This window comes from Caryophanon latum, assembly GCF_001700325.1.
In the GTDB taxonomy this organism is placed as follows: Bacteria; Bacillota; Bacilli; order Bacillales_A; family Planococcaceae; genus Caryophanon; species Caryophanon latum.
The window spans coordinates 44,547-67,368 of the sequence record NZ_MATO01000003.1 but is presented as its reverse complement, the minus strand read 5'-3'; the positions used below and the strand labels follow the sequence as shown (position 1 = coordinate 67,368).

At 43.3% G+C, this 22,822-nt stretch carries 22 protein-coding genes; 10 read left to right on the top strand and 12 right to left on the bottom strand.

Translation table 11 applies throughout. The features are described from left to right. Positions 1–1,033: 1,033 nt before the first annotated feature. Together A6K76_RS01360 and A6K76_RS01355 are read right to left on the bottom strand one after the other, a co-directional pair. Positions 1,034–1,585 (bottom strand): NADPH-dependent FMN reductase, encoded by a 552-nt coding sequence (locus A6K76_RS01360; RefSeq protein ID WP_066461339.1) that lies wholly within the window; start codon positions 1,583–1,585, stop codon positions 1,034–1,036. An 85-nt stretch (positions 1,586–1,670) separates the two neighbouring features. Beyond that, a complete protein-coding gene (locus A6K76_RS01355; protein ID WP_066461338.1) occupies positions 1,671–2,492 on the bottom strand; it encodes an oxidoreductase in 822 nt (273 codons plus the stop codon). A gap of 179 nt (positions 2,493–2,671) precedes the next feature. On the opposite strand from A6K76_RS01355, the gene A6K76_RS01350 reads away from it, so the two are divergent. The 4 genes from A6K76_RS01350 (at position 2,672) to A6K76_RS01335 (ending at position 5,702) form a co-directional block, all read left to right on the top strand. After that, positions 2,672–2,857: an SE1832 family protein gene (locus tag A6K76_RS01350; protein WP_066461336.1), complete on the top strand. Its 186-nt coding sequence runs from the start codon at positions 2,672–2,674 to the stop codon at positions 2,855–2,857. A gap of 43 nt (positions 2,858–2,900) precedes the next feature. Next, positions 2,901–4,460, top strand: coding sequence for a ribosomal protection-like ABC-F family protein (gene abc-f / locus A6K76_RS01345; protein WP_066461335.1), 1,560 nt, complete (start codon positions 2,901–2,903; stop codon positions 4,458–4,460). 281 nt (positions 4,461–4,741) lie between these two features. Continuing rightward, positions 4,742–5,146 (top strand): transcriptional regulator Spx, encoded by a 405-nt coding sequence (gene spx, locus A6K76_RS01340; RefSeq protein WP_066461333.1) that lies wholly within the window; start codon positions 4,742–4,744, stop codon positions 5,144–5,146. 112 nt (positions 5,147–5,258) lie between these two features. Next, positions 5,259–5,702 carry a MarR family winged helix-turn-helix transcriptional regulator gene (locus A6K76_RS01335; RefSeq protein WP_066461332.1) on the top strand — a complete coding sequence of 148 codons (444 nt, stop codon included), beginning with the start codon at positions 5,259–5,261 and terminating at the stop codon, positions 5,700–5,702. Between the two features lie 80 nt (positions 5,703–5,782). Here A6K76_RS01335 and A6K76_RS01330 read toward each other — a convergent pair whose 3' ends face one another. Further along, positions 5,783–6,322, bottom strand: a complete 540-nt coding sequence (locus A6K76_RS01330; protein WP_066461331.1) for an RNA polymerase sigma factor — start codon at positions 6,320–6,322, stop codon at positions 5,783–5,785. A 340-nt stretch (positions 6,323–6,662) separates the two neighbouring features. Between A6K76_RS01330 and A6K76_RS01325 the strand changes: the two genes are divergently transcribed. Continuing rightward, a complete protein-coding gene (locus tag A6K76_RS01325) occupies positions 6,663–8,039 on the top strand; it encodes a dipeptidase (RefSeq protein WP_066461330.1) in 1,377 nt (458 codons plus the stop codon). A 258-nt stretch (positions 8,040–8,297) separates the two neighbouring features. Here A6K76_RS01325 and A6K76_RS01320 read toward each other — a convergent pair whose 3' ends face one another. Further along, the gene (locus A6K76_RS01320; RefSeq protein WP_066461329.1) at positions 8,298–9,248 is read right to left on the bottom strand and encodes a hypothetical protein; all 951 of its coding nucleotides are present in this window, start codon (positions 9,246–9,248) and stop codon (positions 8,298–8,300) included. Positions 9,249–9,379: 131 nt separating this feature from the next. Here A6K76_RS01320 and A6K76_RS01315 point away from each other — a divergent pair, with 131 nt between their 5' ends. Continuing rightward, entirely contained in the window at positions 9,380–10,570 is a 1,191-nt protein-coding gene (locus A6K76_RS01315; RefSeq protein ID WP_066461327.1) for an ornithine--oxo-acid transaminase, read from the top strand. 160 nt (positions 10,571–10,730) lie between these two features. Continuing rightward, positions 10,731–11,750: a DUF2804 domain-containing protein gene (locus A6K76_RS01310; protein ID WP_066461325.1), complete on the top strand. Its 1,020-nt coding sequence runs from the start codon at positions 10,731–10,733 to the stop codon at positions 11,748–11,750. A 53-nt stretch (positions 11,751–11,803) separates the two neighbouring features. Here the strand turns inward: A6K76_RS01310 and putP are convergent, their stop codons facing one another. The 3 genes from putP to A6K76_RS01295 form a co-directional block, all read right to left on the bottom strand. Next, positions 11,804–13,288, bottom strand: a complete 1,485-nt coding sequence (gene putP, locus A6K76_RS01305) for a sodium/proline symporter PutP (protein ID WP_066461323.1) — start codon at positions 13,286–13,288, stop codon at positions 11,804–11,806. Between the two features lie 54 nt (positions 13,289–13,342). Beyond that, positions 13,343–14,311, bottom strand: a complete 969-nt coding sequence (locus tag A6K76_RS01300; protein WP_066461322.1) for a proline dehydrogenase family protein — start codon at positions 14,309–14,311, stop codon at positions 13,343–13,345. A gap of 251 nt (positions 14,312–14,562) precedes the next feature. Beyond that, positions 14,563–15,852, bottom strand: a complete 1,290-nt coding sequence (locus tag A6K76_RS01295) for an AAA-type ATPase lid domain-containing protein (protein ID WP_066461321.1) — start codon at positions 15,850–15,852, stop codon at positions 14,563–14,565. Between the two features lie 171 nt (positions 15,853–16,023). Here A6K76_RS01295 and pruA point away from each other — a divergent pair, with 171 nt between their 5' ends. Continuing rightward, positions 16,024–17,568 (top strand): L-glutamate gamma-semialdehyde dehydrogenase, encoded by a 1,545-nt coding sequence (gene pruA, locus A6K76_RS01290; RefSeq protein ID WP_066461320.1) that lies wholly within the window; start codon positions 16,024–16,026, stop codon positions 17,566–17,568. Between the two features lie 303 nt (positions 17,569–17,871). Further along, complete coding sequence (locus tag A6K76_RS01285) at positions 17,872–18,966, top strand: S-layer homology domain-containing protein (protein ID WP_066461316.1); 1,095 nt, start codon at positions 17,872–17,874, stop codon at positions 18,964–18,966. 65 nt (positions 18,967–19,031) lie between these two features. Here the strand turns inward: A6K76_RS01285 and A6K76_RS17155 are convergent, their stop codons facing one another. The 5 genes from A6K76_RS17155 to A6K76_RS17135 all read right to left on the bottom strand — a co-directional run bounded on the left by A6K76_RS17155 (position 19,032) and on the right by A6K76_RS17135 (position 19,902). Next, the gene (locus tag A6K76_RS17155) at positions 19,032–19,157 is read right to left on the bottom strand and encodes a hypothetical protein (protein WP_281181400.1); all 126 of its coding nucleotides are present in this window, start codon (positions 19,155–19,157) and stop codon (positions 19,032–19,034) included. 60 nt (positions 19,158–19,217) lie between these two features. Then, complete coding sequence (locus A6K76_RS17150) at positions 19,218–19,343, bottom strand: hypothetical protein (RefSeq protein WP_281181399.1); 126 nt, start codon at positions 19,341–19,343, stop codon at positions 19,218–19,220. 60 nt (positions 19,344–19,403) lie between these two features. Then, positions 19,404–19,529: a hypothetical protein gene (locus A6K76_RS17145; RefSeq protein WP_281181398.1), complete on the bottom strand. Its 126-nt coding sequence runs from the start codon at positions 19,527–19,529 to the stop codon at positions 19,404–19,406. 60 nt (positions 19,530–19,589) lie between these two features. Further along, positions 19,590–19,715, bottom strand: coding sequence for a hypothetical protein (locus tag A6K76_RS17140; protein WP_281181398.1), 126 nt, complete (start codon positions 19,713–19,715; stop codon positions 19,590–19,592). A 61-nt stretch (positions 19,716–19,776) separates the two neighbouring features. Further along, positions 19,777–19,902 (bottom strand): hypothetical protein, encoded by a 126-nt coding sequence (locus A6K76_RS17135; RefSeq protein ID WP_281181397.1) that lies wholly within the window; start codon positions 19,900–19,902, stop codon positions 19,777–19,779. Positions 19,903–20,578: 676 nt separating this feature from the next. On the opposite strand from A6K76_RS17135, the gene helD reads away from it, so the two are divergent. Beyond that, on the top strand, positions 20,579–22,819 hold the full coding sequence (gene helD, locus A6K76_RS01280; RefSeq protein ID WP_066461314.1) for an RNA polymerase recycling motor HelD: 2,241 nt from the start codon (positions 20,579–20,581) through the stop codon (positions 22,817–22,819). Positions 22,820–22,822: the final 3 nt, after the last annotated feature.

Genomic DNA, 22,822 nt, shown 5'->3' with positions numbered 1-22,822 from the left:
ACTAAAATGTTGCTGGCATCAATTATGATGTCCAAAATTGTTTGCTAGAGTTAACTAGCTATGTTTCATCAACGTTTGTTGTTCATTTATCAAGGTTCATGTCTCTGTCTCAAGCGAACTTCTATATCTTAGCATCTCTATCAAACTCAGTCAATCACTTTTTAAAAAGTTTTTATTAGAAGTTTTTAATTTGATGCGTTGTCTCAAGGACAATTAATACTATATCGCGACTTTCAAATGTTTGCAACAGTTTTTTTATTATTTTTTCACAAAAAATTTATGACTATGCTTTCTTTCCTTATTTATATGCAGTACATTTTTTGTTAAAAAAAATATAAAGTATGTTTAATTTGACGGACGCTTTTCGCAGAGGACAACACAATGTCGGTTACAACTGAAAATGAGTTCATCGGCTGGATACTTACTTTTACGTTTGGTCAATTGAGCTAGCAAAAATTAGCCTTTGACTGACCTCCCTTTCATCCCATCGATAAAACAATGCAAGCGTGTTGATTAGCCATTCAACTGGCATTTCGCGTATGGTGGCTCGCTTTCCTGGGGCTCGGCGGCGAACACGATGTTGGTCATGAAGGTGATGCCACATGGACGTGGCGCTCATCACCTTCCTCAAGCCTCCACGCCTCTCCTATGTCGAGGCTTACGGGGTCTTGAGGCACGAGCTATTCCCCAAGGAGTCTCGCCACCCGCTCCATGCCACAAAAATGCAGCGTTCATCTCCGTCTTGCTACTAAAAACAAGCAATTCAGCTGTATAAAAATAGCTAATCAACAGACCTGAAAACAATGGGGTTTCTCGTTCGGGAAATCTGTATTGTAGCATCGTCCGAGCTAAACAAGTACACCATTGTTGTGAGAAAAAATGGAGTTCCCTATATGTTAATTAGGCTCTTCACCATAAAAATGCCATCCTTTCTGTAAATGATTGATGTTACAGAAAGAATGGCGTTATGAAAGTGCTTAGCTTGATCGCTTATTTAGAAAGGATATACGCAGCGAATTATATGTTCAAAACTTTATGCTTCGACTGCTGCTAATTTTAAATTTCGGCTCATTTCACAATAATGAACGAACACACGCGCTAGCTCATCTAAACGAGAAAGTACATCCTCATCAATAATTTCATTTTGCTCGTTGAAGTGTGCGCTATGTGTATAAACATAGTTTGGTGTTACGAGCGTGCGGAAATAATCTAAAATTGGTTTTAACTGTTGCTCTACGACTAAATGATGCTGAGTAGTACCGCCGTTTGCTACGATTGCAGCTGGTTTGTAACGCATTGCTTTTGGTGGAATCATATCGAATGCATTTTTTAATACACCTGGGATCGATGCTTGGAAAACAGGTGATGCAAAAATGTATGCATCTGCTTCCTCGAATTGTTGAATCATATATTTCATATCATCATTTAATGGACTGCCATCTAAAATTTGATGCTGTAACTTTGAAAATGATAAAATTTCAAGGTCATATTCAGCGTTATATTTTGCAATGTTTTGTTGAATTGTTTCTAACACTACACCCGTTTTGCGACCAAAAATTGTGCCGTCAACAAGTAAAATTTTCATGTTTGTTCCTCCAGGTTATATGATAGCTTCATTGTATCAAATCTTTTTGCAAAATAGCATCTGTTCTGTTTGAAACACGTGCATTTCAGTCTTTCGAATGAGAATCGTCGTCATCTGTAACGATATGGAATTTTGTGCGGTCAAAAACAACTTCTTCGTCGATTGGTGTGCCGTTCTCCTCCTCAAGTCGCTTCTCCTCAAGCTTTGACCAGTTGAACTCGATTTCCTCTTCCTCTTCTAGCGCAGGCGGCATAATCGTTAAAAGGCGATTGCTTTCATAAATGCCTACTTTTTGTGGACGCTCGTATAATGCGATACATATCATCGCTAACGCAAGCTGAGATGCTTCGATCGAACGATATTTTTTCAGCGGTCCAGCAAGCAGTGGGTTCGTTACAGCGAGCGTGCCTGCTCCGACGCGTTCTCCGAGACGAAACTCATCGCGGTCACCGGTAATAAGTGATGGGCGAACGATTGTAAGACGATCGAGTTGTAAATCAATTAGCTCTTTTTCTAGCTTGCCTTTAACGCGACTGTAATAAAATGGTGAGCTTTCCTTTGCACCCATTGCCGATATGACAACGAAATGTGGAATGCCTTTTTTCTTTGCCAAAGATGCGATGCGCAATGGATATTCGAAGTCGACTTGCTCAAATGCTTCCTTCGAGCCTGCCTTCTTTCTCGTTGTGCCTAAACAGCAAAACAAATCATTCGCCGGTGGTAAATCATCTTCCTCTAGCTCATCGAACGATTTGACGCGCACTTCAAGCTTCGGATGCTCAAACGTAAGCTTGCGTCGTGCAATCGCAATGACTGCCACATACTCTTCGCTTTCACAAAGCTGTTCAATTAGCGTTCTACCCGTTAAACCTGTCGCGCCAACAACAATCGCTGCACGCATTTTCATACTTCATCACCTCGTATATAGTCATGTAAAAAAGCGTCATATATTAATTATCTTTTAACTGTATCGGTTCTGTTTGCACACAATTGAACAGTCCAATGATGCAAATCAAAATTCATATGATTTCGATAGTCAGTATGCTAAAATAGAAATGAAATCTGTTCTAAAGGAGCATTTATGTTATGGCGACTAAAAGCGACATTCAATCTCAAATTGCTGAGTTAAAAATGGATTACGTTAACTTACAAGGTGACCTTGAAAAATTAGAGTCTCTTGGGCATGCGGATTCTGTAACGAAGGCAGTCGAGCGTCTGAATAAATTAGAAAAACGTCTTGCCGAATTAAACAAACAGCTTGCGGCGCTATAGCCCTAGCTGTTTTTTCATGGAATAAATAAAAACGGAGGCTATTATGGCAATTTTAACAGTAGAAAATTTAGGGCACTCATTTGGTGACCGCACATTATTTAAAGATGTATCGTTCCGCATTGTCGAGGGCGATCGCATCGGGCTTGTTGGTGCAAACGGCGTTGGGAAATCAACAATGATGGGCATTATTACAGGGCAACAAATTCACGACACAGGGAAAGTCGAGTGGCTACCGAACACACATTACGGCTACTTAGATCAGCACACTGTATTAACAGCGGGACGCACGATGCGCCAAGTGCTACAAGATGCGTTTTTACCGTTGTACAAAAAGGAAGAACAGCTAAACGAAATCGCGATGAAAATGGGAGAAGAAGATGCAGATCTTGAAAAGCTGTTAGACGAAATGGCTGAAATTCAAGATGCACTAGATGCAGGAGACTTCTATTCACTTGATATGAAAGTGGACGATATCGCGCGCGGGCTTGGGTTAGATGCAATCGGCTTAGACCGCGACGTATCAGCACTTTCTGGTGGTCAACGTACGAAAGTATTACTGGCGAAGCTTTTACTTGAAAAGCCGAAAGTTTTATTACTGGATGAGCCAACGAACTATTTAGATGAAGAGCACATTACGTGGTTAAAAAACTACTTAAAAAACTACCCGCACGCATTTTTATTAATTTCGCATGATACGGAATTTATGAACGAAGTAGTAGACGTTATTTTCCAATTAGAGTTTTCAAAAATGACGCGTTACACGGCGACGTATGAGAAGTTTTTAGAGCTCGCGGAAATTAATAAGCGCCAGCACATCGACGCGTACGAAAAGCAACAGGAGTTCATTAAAAAGCAAGAGGACTTCATCGCCAAAAACAAGGCGCGCTACTCAACGACTGGTCGTGCGAAATCTCGCGCGAAGCAGTTAGACCGTCTAGAGCGTATCGACCGCCCAGAAACAGCAGTAAAGCCGGAGTTTGGCTTTAAAGAAGCGCGTACACCGAGCCGCTACGTAGTTGAAGCAAAAGATTTAGTCATCGGCTACGACAAAGAGAAACCACTTCTTCCACCGCTTACGTTCGACATTGAGCGCGGCGAAAAAATCGCGTTAGTCGGCATGAACGGTGTCGGGAAATCGACATTACTTAAAACGATGCTAGGTAAAATTAAGCCGCTTGATGGTTCTGTTATTTTAGGCGACTACTTAGAGCCATCTTACTTCGAACAGGAAGTAAAAGCAGATAAAATTACACCGATTGACGACGTATGGAATGCCTTCCCGTCAATGGAACAAGCAGCAGTACGTGCAGCACTTGCAAAAGCTGGCTTAAAAACAGACCACATTACGCGCCCGCTGAACTCACTTTCTGGTGGTGAGCAGGCGAAAGTCCGTTTATGTAAGCTCATGATGGATCCTGCGAACTGGCTAGTATTTGACGAGCCGACAAACCATTTAGACGTCGATGCAAAAGCTGAGCTAAAGCGCGCAATGAAAGAATTTAAAGGCACGATCGTACTCGTATCGCATGAGCCTGAGTTTTACGAAGGTTTAGCAACGAAAGTATGGAACGTGCAAGACTGGTTTACAAACGGTCAGCAATAATATGAGCAGCGATGTGTGAGGAAACTTATGCATTGCTGTTTTTTTGTCGTCCATGTTTGAACTTTTCGGAAAAAAGGAATGGAAAATGCGAGCGATAAAATATTTCTTGAAACCTTTCACCACCTTCATACGTAAAATAAAGAAACAAGCAAAAATCACTGCGAAAACGTGAAATTTTTCTTTACAAAGTTTACAAAACTGTAAGCTAGAAAGCATTGCTTTACAAATATCTTAGTGGTAAGATAAATATACATAAAATAGTCGAAAGCGGGGAATGAAGAATGACCGTTACAATTTATACACAGGCTAGTTGCTCTTCATCCAGAAAAGCAATTAAATGGTTGAAAGAAAACAATATCGAATATACAGAAAAACGCATTACATCTCAGCTTTTATCTTTAGCTGAGTTTAAAGAAATTTTAAGCATGACAGAAGATGGAACAGATGAAATTATCGCAACAAACTCAAACGATTTTAAAAACTTACAAATTGATATTGATCAACTATCGATTCAAGAACTATATACATTAATTCAACAATATCCGCGTATGCTGCGCAGCCCGATTTTAATCGATTCAAAGCGCATTCAAGTGGGCTATAACGAAATGGATATTCGTCGTTTCATTCCACGTAAAGTGCGTGCATTTGAACTAAATGCGATGCAAAAGCTTGCGATGGACGTATAACCCACACAACGCTTATCGTTTAATCGATAAGCGTTATTTTTTTAACTACCGTTTCACACATGTTTATTTTATACTTAGCAAAGAACCACGACCGTTTCGGGAGATGAAAACAATGGATCAACAAAAACAACAATCATTATCTGCCCTTTTCAATACTGTTGCTTCATTAGAGCGTAAATTAATGAACGAATGGAATCATCATAATGAACTAGGTATTTCAAAATCACATATTTTATTGTTGCAATATTTGGCAGCGGAAGGTCCAAAGCGTCCATCCGCTATTGCCGAGCATCTACAAGTGACGACAGGTGGGGTTACGGTACTGACAACGAAGCTCATTAAAGCCGGATTTATCGAGCGTAAACAAAACGAACTCGATCGTCGTGCAGCGTTTATTCATATTACCAATGAAGGGCTCGAAATGCTCGAAATTTCAAAGATGCATATCGACACATTTTTTGATAAATTATTTGGCATGCTGTCGACAGAGGAAATCGATACGCTGCGTACTATTTTTAATAAATGCTTACTTATAGACACAGCAGAAAAAAAGTAAGGAGCAACTTCAGCTCCTTACTTTTTTCATTCGATATTATGCTGTTTTCGCAAGTCGGCTGCGCAGCACAACAGGAATCGTTATGCTGGCATGATCGTTTCGGCAATGCCGTGGTCAGATAACAGTATTTCTTTTAGACGCGCCTTTGCACGGAATAAACGAGACTTCACTGTGCCGATTGATACTTTCATTAAATTTGAAATTTCCGCTAATGAATATTGGTCTACGTAAAAATACCATAATGTTTTTTTGTAAATTGTATCTAGCTCGTTTACTTTCGTTTGAACGATTGCAGAAATAACGTCCTGCTCCACCTTCTCCTCTGTCGTTAACTCATTGTTTGCGACTAAATCAAGCACTGGCACATCGAGCGCTTCTGGCTGATGCATCATGTATTTGCTGCGGCGCACGTTTTTACGGTAGCGGTCGCGGAATGTGTTCATCGTAATTGTCGTCAGCCACGCTTTAATGTGATCAACGCTTTCTACGTACGATTCATAACGCACTACCTTTACCCACACCTCCTGCATTAAATCCTCCGCTTCGACTGTGTTACGCGTCAGCTTTAAGCATAAATGGTATATGTATCGGTTGTATTCCTCATAAATTGTTTCTAACATGTCATTTCCCCCGTTCTTTCGTTTGTTGTTACATTTAGTATCGCAAAGTCTGACCTTACAACCTATCGAATGGGCTTTCATATTTCTTACAATGTTGTAATAGTGGGAACCTTTTTGTGTAAGGTGATTTATTTCCGAAACCGAAGCATTTTTTGCTATGCTATACTCGATGTACGACATACGTTAGTTAGCTTTTCGTCTATTTCGCTACAGTGGATGTTTTCCGCAAGCACAGCCTCAACGTATTTTTGGCTCGTATTTTTCCTGCTGGAGTCGCCACCTTTGCTTCATAGACATTTACACATCAACTAACTCATAGTAACGATAAGGAGGACGAAAAATGTCTCAACTACAAAAACTCGATGCTTATTTTGCAGCGCATCGTGAAAAACATTTACAAGAGCTAAACGAATTTTTACGCATTCCGAGCATTAGTGCATTATCTGCCCATAAGGAAGATATGTATACAGCAGCACAATGGCTTGCAAACAAACTAACGAACTTAAATATCGAAAACGTATCGATTGATGAAACAGGTGGGCATCCGGTCGTGTACGGTGAATGGCTCCATGCAGAAGGTGCGCCGACTGTCCTGTTTTACGGGCATTACGACGTGCAGCCGGTTGATCCATTAGACCTTTGGGAAACGCCGCCGTTTGAGCCGACGATTCGCGACAATAAATTGTTTGCGCGCGGTGCTTCAGACGACAAAGGGCAAGTATTTATGCATTTGAAAACGATCGAAGCGTTATTTGCACTTGATGGTACGCTTCCTGTGAACGTGAAATTTTTAATTGAAGGTGAAGAGGAAATTGGCAGTGCGAACTTGCCTGCTTACGTAGAGGCGAACAAAGAAAAGCTTGCAGCGGATTTAATTTTAATTTCTGATACGGGATTATACGCACCTGGTAAGCCTGCTGTTTGCTACGGGCTGCGCGGTTTAGCGGGCATTCAAATTGATGTGCGCGGTGCAAAAGGTGACTTACATTCTGGGCTTTACGGTGGCGGTGTACAAAATGCCATTCACGCACTTGCTGAACTGTTAGCATCGTTCCGCGACGAGCACGGTACGATTCAAGTAGACGGCTTTTACGACAATGTACGTCCGTTATCAGAAGAGGAGCGACAAGCGTATCGCGATTTGAACTTTGACGAGGAAGCATTAAAAGAAGAAGTTGGCGTGAAGGAATTGTTTGGTGAAGCGGGCTATTCATATTTAGAGCAAACGTGGGCGCGTCCGACGCTTGAAGTAAACGGCGTGTTCGGTGGCTTCTCAGGTGAAGGTATTAAAACGGTGTTACCAGCCGAAGCGGGCGCAAAAATTACGTGTCGCTTAGTGCCAGACCAAGATCCAGATGAAATTGTCGCAAAGCTAAAGGCGCATGTTGAAAAGCATAAGCCAGTTGGTGTTGACATTACGATTTCAGAGTTCGATAAAGGACCTGCGTACATTACACCGTTTGACCACCCTGTTATTCAAGCGGCAGGTCGTTCGTATGAGCGCGTGTATGAAGTGCCGACTGCGTTCATTCGCGGTGGCGGCTCGATTCCGATCGTTGCAGCGTTTGACCAAATTTTAAACTTGCCGGTCGTGCTAATGGGCTTTGGCTTAAATAGCGAAAACTTCCACGCGCCGAATGAGCATTTCCATTTAGAGAATTTCGATAAAGGGCTTCGTGTGTTAGGCGATTATTTATACGAAGTTGCGACGCTGTAAACTGGATAAAAATGAAAACGACTGCAACAGAAGTAAATTTTCATCTTGTAACAGATTAATATTGATGACATAGCGCGTGAAGCGGCGACGCCCAGGGGAAAAGAACGTGCCGAGAGACTTGCGACAGCAAGGCTCGAGCCGTTCCCCCAAGAAAGTGTCCGCGTAACGAAACGTAGTCATAAAGCCAAAAAGCGTTATCGGGAAAATGTATTTCCCGATAACGCTTTGTTTTGTTCTAGCCGCTTTTACGTTCATCGCTTAATACGCTTGAAACACTTCTGCGCTATCAATGCCGGCTGGTCGGTCGATGTTCACTGGTTCATTAATGTCGACAAATGTCATCGACGACTCATGCTTTAACACCCCTGTAGCGGTCGTCGCATTGATTGTAATCGCTAGTTGCTGTAGCAGTGGCTTATCACCTTTTGCAATCGTAAATGCAATCGTGTTGTCAATTTCGTTAAATGGCTGAAGGACGCTGTAATCATCTTTTTGAAGCAGCTTCTTTACAATCGGTGCGGCTTCCTCACTCGATAACGTTAATACGTACGTCGCCGCTTCGTCCGTTTGTGATATCGTCGTTAAACGATTCGCGCTTTGTTCAAAATGACTAAGCAGCATATCAATCGACTCGATATAAAAGCCAACTGCAACTTGCTCCTTCATCGTCGTCGGATCGGTGCGATACCACATCGTCCCTTCGTTAAAATATGCGGCGTATTCGTCTGAAAGCTCCTCATACGCTGTAATTTTTTCATTTTCACGCAAATCGTTCGTCTCTTGAATGTAGTCACCTGTCATAAGGCGTTTTTGCACGTCACCGTTTTGAGACGTTACCGTTGCGCCGAGCGTTACAAATTGCGTCATCGGATGCCCCATTTCCTCCCACTGCATTTCTTCACTTACCGCTAGCTGCCCAACGTATGACGTAATGTTCGGCGTGCTCATTTGTGCAACCATATCGACGTAGTGCTTACCTGCATCTGTCGTCGTAGCTTGCTCTTCAAATTGAAGCGGCTCCGTTACTTCTTGCTGTGCGACAGCTTGTTGCTCAGTTGGCGCCTCAATAACGATGTCTGTCGGTGTTTCCTCCGTGACAGAGACTTCCTCCTCGACCGTCTTTTTCACCGCCTCATCGCTGTCGACTTTCGTTTCCTCCGTACAGCCAGCTAATAGCAATAACGGCAATGCGAGTGCTAAACGCTTCATTCAAATCCCCCTTACATGTGCTTTTCTCTCAGTATAACGTAAATAATTACAGCGGCTATACATAGATTTCACGTGAAACGGGAATAGTAATACGTGAACGATTACATATTTGACGACGGAGGGGAATTGCGATGACAAGTTCAAAGCAAATTATTGATGTAACGGAAAAGTACGGAGCAAACAATTATCATCCACTACCAATTGTTATTAGTGAAGCTGAAGGTATTTGGGTGAAAAGTCCAGAAGGCAAAAAATATATGGATATGCTGTCGGCGTATTCAGCAGTCAACCAAGGGCATCGTCACCCGAAAATTATCGAGGCATTAAAGACACAAGCTGACCGCGTTACGTTAACGTCGCGTGCGTTTCATAGCGATCAGCTCGGCCCGTGGTATGAAAAAGTGGCACAGCTTACGAATAAACGTATGGTGTTGCCGATGAATACAGGCGCAGAGGCAGTCGAATCCGCGATTAAAGCGGCACGTCGTTGGGGCTACGATGTAAAAGGCGTCGAGAAAAATAAAGCGCACATTATCGGCTGTGAAGGAAATTTTCACGGGCGAACGATGGCGGCTGTATCACTTTCGTCTGAAGCGGCATACAAGCGCGGCTTTGAACCTATGCTGCCTGGCTTTTCGCTCATTCCGTACGGGGACATTAATGCGTTAAAGGACGCCATTACGCCGAACACAGTCGCATTTTTAGTCGAGCCGATTCAAGGTGAGGCTGGTATTATCGTGCCGTCCGATGCATTCCTACAACAAGCAGAGGCACTTTGTCGCGAGCATAATGTGCTGCTCATACTCGATGAAATTCAAACCGGCTTAGCGCGCACCGGTAAAATGTTTGCGTACGAATGGAGCAGCATTACACCTGACATGCTGCTGCTCGGCAAAGCCCTCGGTGGCGGCGTATTTCCGATTTCATGCATCGCTGCGAATGAAGATATTTTAAGTGTCTTTAATCCTGGCTCACACGGCTCGACGTTCGGTGGCAATCCGCTCGCATGTGCCGTGTCGATTGCGGCGATTGACGTGTTGCTCGATGAACAGCTAGCGGCACGGTCACTGGAGCTGGGCACGTATTTTAAAGAGCAGCTACTCACGATCGATAGCCCGCTCATTCAGGAGGTGCGCGGTCGCGGGTTGTTTATCGGCGTGGAGCTAACGACATCGGCACGACCGTATTGCGAGGCTCTCATGCATAAAGGCTTGCTTTGTAAGGAAACGCACGATACTGTCATTCGCATCGCCCCACCGCTCATTATCGAAAAACCCGATTTAGATTGGGCAATTGCACAAATTCGCGACGTATTGTCGTAAATGTATATATATTTTCAGCCGTCATGCTACCCAAACATGACGGCATATTTTTTTGTAACTTTTTAGTCGAAACGCATAATATTTCACCCATTTCTGACGAATATTTGATACAATTCAAGATAGAATATAACGGTAATTTTATAGGAAAGGATGTTCGTGATTGCAACACGTTGAAAAGGAAATTGTCGAACCCGTCGTTTTATGTGATCGAAAAGGAAAATTAAACCCAGCGGCAATTGGCTATGCGAAAAAGCCGCTCATTCAATGTAATTTAACAGGACATTTTATGCGAAAAAAGAAGTGGAACTATTGGTGTGTGTACGGCGATGAGCTCATGTTTTCTGCCACGATTAGCCACCTCGATTACGCCGCTGTATGCTTCGTCTACATTTTTGAATACGAAACACAGCGCTATTTTGAAAAAACGATTACGATTCCACTTGGCACAGCTGTCAAAATGTCAAACAACGTATATGAGACCGTATCTTTCCGCTCACACGACATGACGATTCAATTTCGTTATCAGGCGAACGCGACATATATTGACGTACATATTGCCAATTTTGATAACGAAGTATTAGACGTGAAGCTACAAGTCGAGCATCCGATTAATGATGATTCATTAAACGTCACCATTCCATGGGATCGACAAACGTTTCAATTTACAGCGAAGCATCATACGTTGCCGACGACTGGCTACGTAAAAATCGGCTCGCGCACGTTTGAATTTTTCGCTGACGAAAGCTTCGCGGTACTTGATTACGGGCGTGGTGTTTGGCCACGCAAAGCGACGTGGAACTGGGGCATGGCGTCACAGCGGCTCGGTCGTCGGCGCATCGGCTTAAACTTTGGTGGTCAATGGACGGACGGCACGGGCATGACCGAAAATGCGGTGTTCGTAAACGGGAAAATGCATAAAATTTCTGAGGATGTGCAATTTTTGTACGACCGCAGCAATTTCATGCAACGCTGGACGATTGAAACGAAATTTTCAAACCGCGTGCAGCTAACATTTGAGCCGTTTTTCGAGCGCGTTGCTACGACGGACGTTAAGCTAGTGAAATCTGAAGTGCATCAGCTAATCGGCTATTATACCGGGCGCGTACAGCTTGACAACGATACGTGGCTTCACATTCCGCAAATGCTCGGCTGCATTGAGGAACACGTTGCGAAATGGTGAAAAGGTGAGTGCAAAGTGTCTCGTTCGACATTTTGCACTCACCTTTTCTGTTGTTAACGATTTTCTTTTAATAAGCGCTCTGTTTCTGTAAACTCCGCTTCGATTTCCTCATTGCGCTTGTACGTTACTAAACTTACAACGATCGCTACGATTAACGCGAGCACAAAGCCTGGCACGATTTCATAAAGCATCGATGAAAGCGACTCGACTGTCCCCCACACGAACGCAACGACGGCACCTGTTACCATACCCGCGAGCGCACCGTAGTTCGTCAGCTTGCGCCAGTAAAGTGATAATAAAATAACTGGACCGAACGCAGCACCGAACCCCGCCCACGCAAAGCCGACTAAATCTAAAATTGAGCTGTTCGGATTCCATGCAACGACTGCCGCAACAATCGCGACAACTAATACAGCCATACGTCCACTAAATACGTAATGCGCATCGGTCGCATCCTTTTTTACAAGCTCCTTATAAATATCTTCAATTAACGCTGAAGATGTTACGATTAATTGAGACGAAATCGTACTCATCACCGCCGCTAAAATTGCCGCTAAAATAATGCCTGCAATGAACGGATGGAAAATAATTTGCCCAAGTACGATGAATACCGTTTCACTATCGTCTAATGCAATGCCTTGCTGCTGGAAGTACGCAACCCCAACGAGCGCCGTTACAATCGCACCGAGCAAGCTGAAAATCATCCAGCCAATACCGATGCGACGCGCACTTTTCGTTTCTTTCACTGAGCTAATCGCCATGAAGCGCACGATAATATGTGGCTGACCGAAATAGCCTAACCCCCACGCAACAGACGAAATAATTGCCGCCGCTGAAGCAGTTGCTGGCAATAAGCTTAAATGCTCTGGATTCACTAGCTTAATCGATTCAATCGTCTCGCCAATACCGCCTGTTAAGAAAATACCAAATGCGGGTACTGCAATTAACGCTGTTACCATAATTAATCCTTGTAAAAAGTCCGTATAACTTACCGCTAAGAAGCCACCGAATAACGTGTAGCCTACTACAACGAGCGATACGACGATTAAACCGACGTGGTAATCAAAGCCAAATGAGCTTTCGAAAAACTTGCCGCCTGATACCATCCCTGATGATACGTAAAACGTAAAGAATACTAAAATAATAATACCTGAAGCAATGCGTAACAGTTTCGTGTTGTCACGTAGTCGGTTATCTAAATAACTCGGAATCGTAATCGAATCTTTCGTTACTTGTGTGTACACGCGCAGTCGCGGTGCTACAAACATCCAGTTTAAATACGCACCAATTGTTAAACCGATTGCAATCCATGCTTCAACCATACCTGATAAATAAATCGCACCTGGTAAGCCCATTAATAGCCAACCAGACATGTCCGCTGCCCCAGCACTTAACGCTGTAACAGCAGGACCAAGACCGCGCCCACCTAACATGTAATCTGTTAAGTTCGTCGTCTTTTTATACGCGTACCAACCAATCCAAATCATCGTCAGCATGTACAAAATAATGGCGAGCAATTGGAAGCTGTAATCGTTCATGTGCAGTCCCTCCTAAGTTGTCATTTCTAATTAAGCTTTCATTATAGTAATATATTACTTCTTCGACAATCTGCCTAAAATGAATGCACCTGCACCGACTGCGAGCAGCGTCTTCGTTTTCTTCGTTAACAGCTCATTCGTTACGAGCGCAACGTTTTGCGGACGTTCTGCTAGGCGGCGCATAAAGTACCCATACCAATCATTCCCAAATGGCAAGTACGTGCAAAAATTATAGCCCTCTGCTGCCAACTGTAATTGCATCTCTTTTCGGAAACCGTACAGCATTTGAAACTCGAACTGATCTTTCGGAATGTCGTGCTGTGCAACGAACTGCTTCACATGCTCAATGACGTTATGGTCGTGCGTCGCAATCGATGTAAATTTGCCGTGCAATAAATGGTATTCGATGAGCTTCACGTAATTTTGATCAATGTCTAGCTTTGATTGATATGCGACGTCCGCCGATTCTTTATACGCGCCTTTTACGATTCGCAGTCGCACGTCCTTATACTTTTCCAAATTGTCCATCGCCTCAAAAAAGTACGCTTGAATGACCGTGCCGACGTTATCAAATTGCTCTAGCAGTCGCTCCATAAACGTAAATGACGAGTGTAGCCGCGCGTAATTTTCCATATCGAAGTTAACGAAAATGCCGTGCGCGTGCGCCGCTTTCACAATGTCATACAAATTGTCGTAGCAAAATGCCTCATCAATATCTTGCCCGAGCTGCGACGGCTTTAGCGAAATGTGCGCATCGACTCCTTCTGTATGAATGCGCTCGATCACTTGTAAAATATTGTCCTTTGCTTGCAATGCGTGCTCCTTGTCATATACAAATTCCCCTAAGTTATCGACTGTACATGAAATCCCTTGTGCGTTTAACGCTTTAATGCTCTCCATCACTTCATCAATGTTCGTGCCAGCGACGACACTTTGCGCACCGAGCTGCAACCCGTACTTTTGCGCCGCGCTGTTTAATACTTCATTTTCCGATAAATATAAAAATACGTCCTTTAAGCTCATAAAATCTCCTCCAAGCACTATTTTTCGTTATTGTTACTCGGAGTATAATACAAAAATTTGAAAACGCAAAGAAATATTTACACGTATAAACGCGCAAAATAGACGTCAAAACGAGCAAAATCAACGTTTATTGCATTAAAAATTTTTTTCTGCGTCATGAAAATTTTCGTAGCTTAAACATAAGTGCAATCATTTTTTGCATCATTAAACAAAAAAATCATTCGAAACAATATCGTCTCGAATGATTGTATTTACTTCCGCTTTAGGCGATATTGTAAACCTTGTCGGTGAAGCCCGAGCGTCTTCGCAGTTTGTGAAATGTTGCCGTTATGCAGTGCGAGCGCGTGCGAAATGTAATATTCCTCGACTTCGCGCATATATTCATCAAGCGGGCGCAAATCTTGCTTTTCACGAAACGTAAACAAATCGTTTTGCGTGCCGTCTTCTTCCTTCACTTTCCACTTGAAATACGCCGGCAGCATCGCCATTTCAACGACTTCCTCATTCGTCAGCAACGCACAAATATCATCGAGCAGCACTTCTAGCTCCTTTAAGTTGCCCGGCCAATCGTACGTCATAAATAGCTGTTCGACGTTCGGCGCAAGCTTTTGCACTTTCACGCCAAAGTTTCGGCGGCGACGCTCAAAGTAGTCGTTCACAAACGGCATAATGTCCTCGCGTCGTGTGCGCAGTGCTGGCACATGAATCGTTAAATTCGAAAATAAATAATATAAGTTTTTCGATAGCTTACCTGCTGCGATTAAGTCGATTGGGTCTGTGCCGATGCTTGCGATGAACACATGTCCACGATCGGCATGCTCCGTTAACATCGCTAAAATTTTCTCCTGCGCGGGCATCGATAAAAATTCAATGCGCTCAGCAAAAAATGTGTAATTGCTTGATTCAGCAATATATTTTTCGATTTGCTGAATGAGCGTCTGTTCGTTGCGGCGACAAAGTAGCGTAATGAAGCGCTCGTTTTGCTCCGCTAGCTCATGATGAATGCCTTCTGCAATCATATCCTTCCCCGTGCCCGATTCGCCAACGAGCATAACCGGAATGCGACCGATTGCGGCAATTTTTGCTTGCTGAATGACTTGCTGCATCGCCTTTGATACGGCCGTAATAATATCAAATGTAAGCGGCGCTCCGTAACGACTAAGCGGCTGATCCATTAAAAATTCCTGCTGCGTAATGTCACGCGCAAATTGCACACCGAGCACTTCACCAGACGATAGCGTAAACGGACGATAATCGCTCATAATCGTCACTTCCTCGCCGTTTTTATTCCAAAACGTTTGCTTCTGATGCAGCACCGGCTCGTTCGTCGCAATGACTTGATGCAGTAGCTGCTGCCCTAAGTCAACGTCAAGCAGCTCCGTAATGATGCGGCGCTCGATTTCTTGCTTCGACACGCCTGTAATGTCACTCATTTTATTATTGTATAAAACGACGCGACCATTTTCGTCAATTGCACAAATGCCCGTCGTAATATGTTGCTCCATAAATTGATATAGCTCGATGTACTGTTGTAATTGCATTGTTAACTCTCCTTATCCGCCTTATTTTATCACGTTTTACGAGCCTTTCCTGTCGAAAATTCAAATTTTTCGTCACGTAACGATTGATTTATGCAATTATATAATGCACAATAGAAATAAATAAAGCGTGAACACGCAAAATTATTTTGCATACTTGAGGAGGTATTTTACATGATCAATTATCAGCACGAGCCTTTCAAAGATTTCTCACTCGAACAAAACCGTCAAGCTTACACGGACGCCTTAGCACTTGTTGAATCGTATTTAGGTCAAGACTACCCGCTCATCATCGGCGGCGAGCGCATTACGACTGACGACAAAATTGAATCGTACAATCCAGCGAACCATTCACAGCTCATCGGTCGCGTGTCAAAAGCTACGAAGGAACATGCCGAGCAAGCGATGCAAATTGCGGACGCTACGTTTAAAACATGGAAAAAAGTAAAACCAGAATCACGCGCAGACGTTTTATTTAAAGCAGCGGCAATCATTCGTCGACGCCATTTCGAATTTAGCGCATTGCTCACAAAAGAGGCAGGTAAAACGTGGGTCGAAGCAGATGTCGAAACAGCAGAGTGCATCGACTTTTTAGAATATTACGGACGTCAAATGCTTGAGATGAAGGACGGTCGCCCAGTCGCAAGTCGAAAAGACGAGTTCAACCGCTACGACTATATCCCACTCGGTGTCGGCGTCGTCATTTCACCGTGGAATTTCCCGTTTGCGATTATGGGCGGCACAACAACAGCGGCACTCGTAACAGGTAATACCGTATTACTGAAGCCCGCTTCGACAACGCCAGTCATTGCGTATAAGTTTATGGAAGTACTTGAGGAAGCCGGATTACCTGCAGGTGTCGTCAACTTCATTCCCGGTGGCGGCGGCGAAATCGGTGACTATTTAGTTGACCATCACCGCACGCGCTTCATTAGCTTCACGGGCTCACGCGACGTCGGCTTACGCATTAATAAGCGCGCGTCGGTACTCAATGAAGGGCAAATTTGGCTCAAGCGCATCATTGCGGAAATGGGCGGCAAAGATACAATCGTAGTAGACGCAGAAGCCGATTTAGAGCTTGCGGCACAATCGATTGTGAAGTCGGCGTTTGGCTTCTCAGGGCAAAAATGCTCGGCTTGTTCGCGTGCCGTCATCGTTGCGGACGTATATGATGACGTTGTTTCACGCGTAATAGAGCTAACGAACGCATTGACGGTCGGCTCACCAGAGGACGTTAACAATTTCGTCGGCTCCGTAATTGATGCAGCAGCGTATAAAAAAATTACGGAATACATTGAAATCGGAAAAGGCGAAGGAAAGCTCGTTGCAGGTGGCACAGCAGACGACTCGACTGGCTACTTCGTGCACCCGACTGTTTTCGTCGACGTTGCACCCGATGCACGCATTATGAAAGAGGAAATTTTCGGACCGGTACTCGCAGTCGCAAAGGCAGCAACGTTTGAAGAAGCAATCGACATCGCGAACAATACGGAATACGGCTTAACAGGCGCGGTCATTACGAAAAACCGTGCGCATCAAGAATATGCACGTGAGGAATTCCACGTCGGCAACTTGTACTTTAACCGCGGCTGTACAGGTGCAATCGTCGGCTATCAACCGTTTGGCGGCTTCAACATGTCCGGCACCGACTCTAAAGCAGGCGGACCAGATTACTTAACGCTCCATATGCAGGCGAAAACGACGTCTGAAATGTATTAACGAAAAAACCGAAAGCACTTCGCTAATGCGAGCCGCTTTCGGTTTTGTTTAGTTTAAAATAAAAATAATCGCTACAATAATGATCGCTAACACTGGTGGTGATGTAAAAAACTTCTTCATCGTTCGTCAAATCCTTTCGTGCAAATATCCTTTATTTCTATTATACAAGGCATTCGTCGTCTTCACTATCTTATAACTCACCCATTGTCACAAACTAAATTTACAGAACAGTGAAATATATATAGAAATTTTACAATAAAATGCATACAATGAAATCATCTGTATAATTAGGAAGAAAAGACTATGAAAAAATGGCTACTAGCTACTGCATTAGCAGGCGCATTATTATTACCTCAGCAAGCAGAAGCAACGGAGCAAGCGTTTAAAGATGTAACAGACGCTCGCCAAAATCATATTTTATTAAAGCTTGTGTCAAAAGATATTTTGGATCGTGATCAATATTTTTTACCAGCAACAGGTATGACACGTGCAGAAATGGCAGATGTAATTTCTCGTGCATACAAACTTTATACGAAGCGTCCGGCTACTGAATTTGCAGACGTACCAACAGACCATGAACATTATGATGCAATTCAAGCATTATACCAAGCAGGCATTGTCGATGGAAATGAAGGAAACTTTAATCCAGATGGTATCGTAAAACGTGCGCACGTTGCAAAAGTATTAACAAATTTATTGTCGTTAACGCCAAAGCAAACAACTGCTTTTAAAGATGTGCCATTGACAGATGCAAACAATACATATGTCGGCGCACTCGTTCAAAAAGGATTAACGACTGGTTTTGAAGATGGCACGTTCAGACCGAATCAGCACGTAACAAAAGTACAGTTTGCGACATTTGTTTACCGTGCACTTTACGGTAAAGAGCCTGATTTAAAAACACGTCAAATTGGGTCTAATTTAGATTTCGCACCAACAAAAATTTCTGCAGCGAACTATAACATTCCTTTTTTAGAAACAGGCTCACAAACATATATCAAATATGATAAAAATGGCTTCGGTCAATCAAATGGTGCAGATGGGTATCCAATCCTTGTAACGTTTAATAAATCAAGTATCATGATAGGTTTAGATGGTAGTGACTTTATTTTTTATAATGTAGATTTACGTGGCTTAACGGAATTTAAAGAAAGTAAAGGTGTGGACTACGAGTATGATTGGGACAATACATATGAACATCCATATACTGCAACAGTTTCATTTGACGAAACAGTGAAAACAAGCAAATTAACAATTCAAGGTGCTACAAAAATAACGCATTACTATAGTAAAGATGATAGACGTGTAGAATATTACTTCAAAGAAGGCTTCGGTCTTATAAAACAACTTACGGATAGAGAAACAATGTGGGAATTAACGAGCTACAAACTTCGCTAATCTTCTTATAACGTCAAAAAAGCCCCTAGCAAAGTCGATTGCTAGAGGCTTTTCTATATGATTAATTATTTCGTGTAAGAAAGAATCGCTGTTTCGTTCATTGCTTTTAATGCTTGCGTCGCTTCATTTTTCTCCGCATATTCAAACATGCGCACATTATAGTTATCTTCAAATACTGTAATTACCCACATAATTCATTCTCCTCTTTGCGTTCGGTTTTGTGTCAGTTGGCAGCAGCTACGGTCGGTCGATTATTTTGTGTAAGAAAGGATTGCTGTTTGGTTGAAGCCTTTTAACGCTTGCGTTGCCTCGTTTTTCTCTGCGTATTCAAACATGCGTACATTATAGTTGTCTTCAAATACTGTAATTACCCACATAGTTCATTCTCCTCTTTGCGTTCGGTTTTGTGTCAGTTGGCAGCAGCTACGGTCGGTCGATTATTTTGTGTAAGAAAGAATTGCTGTTTGCTCGAAGCCTTTTAATGCTTGCGTTGCCTCGTTTTTCTCTGCGTATTCAAACATGCGCACATTATAGTTGTCTTCAAATACTGTAATTACCCACATAGTTCATTCTCCTCTTTGCGTTCGGTTTTGTGTCAGTTGGCAGCAGCTACGGTCGGTCGATTATTTTGTGTAAGAAAGAATTGCTGTTTGCTCGAAACCTTTTAATGCTTGCGTCGCTTCGTTTTTCTCCGCATATTCAAACATGCGCACATTATAGTTGTCTTCAAATACTGTAATTACCCACATCGTTTATTCTCCTCTTTGTGTAAAGCTGTATTAGTTTTTTATATTAAGTGACTGAGTTGTATTATTTTGTGTAAGAAAGGATTGCTGTTTGGCTGAATGATTTTAATGCTTGAGTTGCCTCGTTTTTCTCTGCGTATTCAAACATGCGTACGTTAAATTGATCTTCGAAAACTGTGATTACCCACATAATTCATTCTCCTCTTTGTGTGAAACTGTATTATTACAGAAGCTATTTTTCTGTTTTTTTCTCGTTACTGTTATACCACAGTATACGCTCATTTTTTTAAAAAGAAAGTAGTTTGTGCACACTTTCACAATTCGTTCAAAAACAGCGCGAATTTTGAGACAACTTTATGAACGTGTATTTTTTTAGCTCGTTTAAACCGTTTTCTTCACCATTTGCAAAATTTTTATGAAAACGTTCTCAAATATTATTCACAAGTATGCACTATTTTTCACGTAAAATTATGATAGGATATACATCTGTCATTTTTTTCGACAGTTAATTAACGATTACTTTCACAGTTCAACAAGCGTGTTGATTAACCAGCTAATAGGCAGGAGCGTATTGCGGCTCGCTTTCCTGGGGCATGGCTTGAGCCTGTAGTCTCAAGCTCATGCTATTCCCCAAGGAGTCTCGCCGCACGCCCATTGCCACTGATATACAGCATTTTTCAGCTTAGTTGCTAAAAAATCATAGATTGCACTTTATAAAAACGGCTAACCAACAGACTTGATAGTTCAATTCATATTTTCATCATTAAATATGAATAACAGGATTGCTCGACACGAGGCAGACTCCAGTGGAAAGCAACGCCACATTATAGTGAATAGTCACTTTTTTCGAAACGGAGGGATTTTTTATGCAGCACGAAGATTTTCAATCGGAGCAGCTTTATTTGCACAACGCACGACAATATATGGAGGAAATTTTGCGCGACTCTGCACGCGATTTAAAAACAGCGCAAGACAACATTCGCACATCGCTCGCTGACTTGGACTATTTAGATTCAAGTTTGAGCTATTTGAACATTTTGGCGAACGCGCGCTTTTTCGAAATGGCACAAACGCAGCAAGATAGTTTACTTGCCGTCAAAAATAGACCGTACTTTGCTCGCATCGATTTTCAGCGCGACGGAGCGGTAGAAACCGAACAGCTTTACATCGGTAAAACGTCGCTGTTTCATCGCGATACGCACGAGCCAATCATCGTCGACTGGCGCTCACCTGTTGCGAACGTCTATTACGACGGGCGGCTCGGGCATCTTTCCTACGATGTGCGCGGTGAGGAATATCGCGGCGAGCTGCATAAAAAGCGCCAATATAAAATTGAAGCTGGCGAACTGCTCGACATTCGCGACGTTGACTTAACGACGACCGACGAACTATTGCAAGAAGCGCTCGCTGGCAAAGCGGACGTGCGATTGACGGAAATTGTATCGACCATTCAAAAGGAACAAAACGACATTATGCGCGCGCACTTAAAGCAGCCGATTATCGTGCAAGGTGCGGCGGGCTCCGGGAAAACGACGATTGCACTGCACCGCATTTCGTATTTCCTCTATACAATGGGCGAGCATTTCAACGCGAAAGATTTAATGATTTTAACGCCGAGCAAGCTGTTTACAAATTACATTGCGGACGTGCTGCCAGATTTAGGTGTCGGCAACATTCGCCAAACGACGTATAGCGATTACGTCAAGGCGGCGCTAAAGCTCAAAGTAAAACTTGCACCGGACAATGTATGGCTCGAACAATTAATAGAAGAAAAGCCACAGCCGTACGAGTGGCTCATTGCGCTAAAAGGCTCGCTGCAATTTCAACAGCTGCTCGATCGCTACGTAGCGCGACTAGAGCATGACATGACGGCGCAGTTTGGAGACGTGTTTTTAGAAAAGTACCGCATCGTGAAAAAGGCGCGATTACAAAAGCTGTTCGCTGAGGAGTTTGCGTACTTGCCGATTGAGAAGCGACTTGCCCGCATTAAGAAGGTGCTACAAGCGGACGTGAAGCGAAAAGAAAAAGCGGTTTATGATGCGTTGTCACAGCGCTATGAAGATACGCTCGATAAAATTTTAAACGGCATTCGCGATCAAGAAAAACGTCGCCGCCTCATTTTCCAATATACGGACGAGCGCGATGCACGACTGCCACAAATAAAGGAAGAAGCGCGCACGAAAACGTCTACGTACATGCGCCGCTTCAAAAAAGTGAACGTCAAGGCGATGTACCGCGAGCTGCTGACGGATCCGATGCTACTTGCCGAGCTTGCGTACGACTGGACGTTCGAACAGCAATCGCAGTTTTTAGCGTTTCATCAAAAGGAGCAATGGCACGCCGATGATTTGGCGGCACTGTACTATTTAACAGCACGCATTAAAGGCATTGATGAAGCGCATAAAGTGAAAGTTGTATTTATTGATGAAGTGCAAGATTATAGCGTTATGCAGCTTGCGGCACTACAAGCAGGACTTGAAACGGATATGTTTACGATGGTTGGTGATTTGGCACAAGGTATTCATAGCTATCGCTCGCTTACAAATTGGCAGGACGTGCAACAACTATTTCCGCGCGTGACGTACACGACGCTCCAAAAAAGCTACCGTACGACGATTGACATTATGCATGTCGCAAACGATGTGCTGTCGAAAATGGAGGACGACTTGCCACTTGTTGAGCCGGTCGTACGCCGCGGTGAAAAGCCTCGATTCATCGCGCGTCATACGTTCGATGTCGAAACAGTTGCCAATGAAGTTGCGCGCATGCGACAACATAGCTTCCGTTCAATTGCACTCATTTGTAAATCGACGAGCGATGCGGTCGACTATGCCGAACGTTTACGTGACGTGCTCGATGTACAGTTGCTGACGACCGATTCCGAGCTTGACCAACAGAAGTTGCTTATCGTGCCGAGCCATTTAGCGAAAGGGCTTGAGTTTGATGCGGTCATCGTGACGGCGTTTGACGTGCCGTTTTATGATCGTCCGCTCGACCGCAAGCTATTGTACGTTGCGTTAACGCGCGCGATGCATGCATTGACGCTGATTGGACCATCGACCGACGCCTTTTTATTAAATGATGCGACGCTTGTAGATGAAGTATAAAAA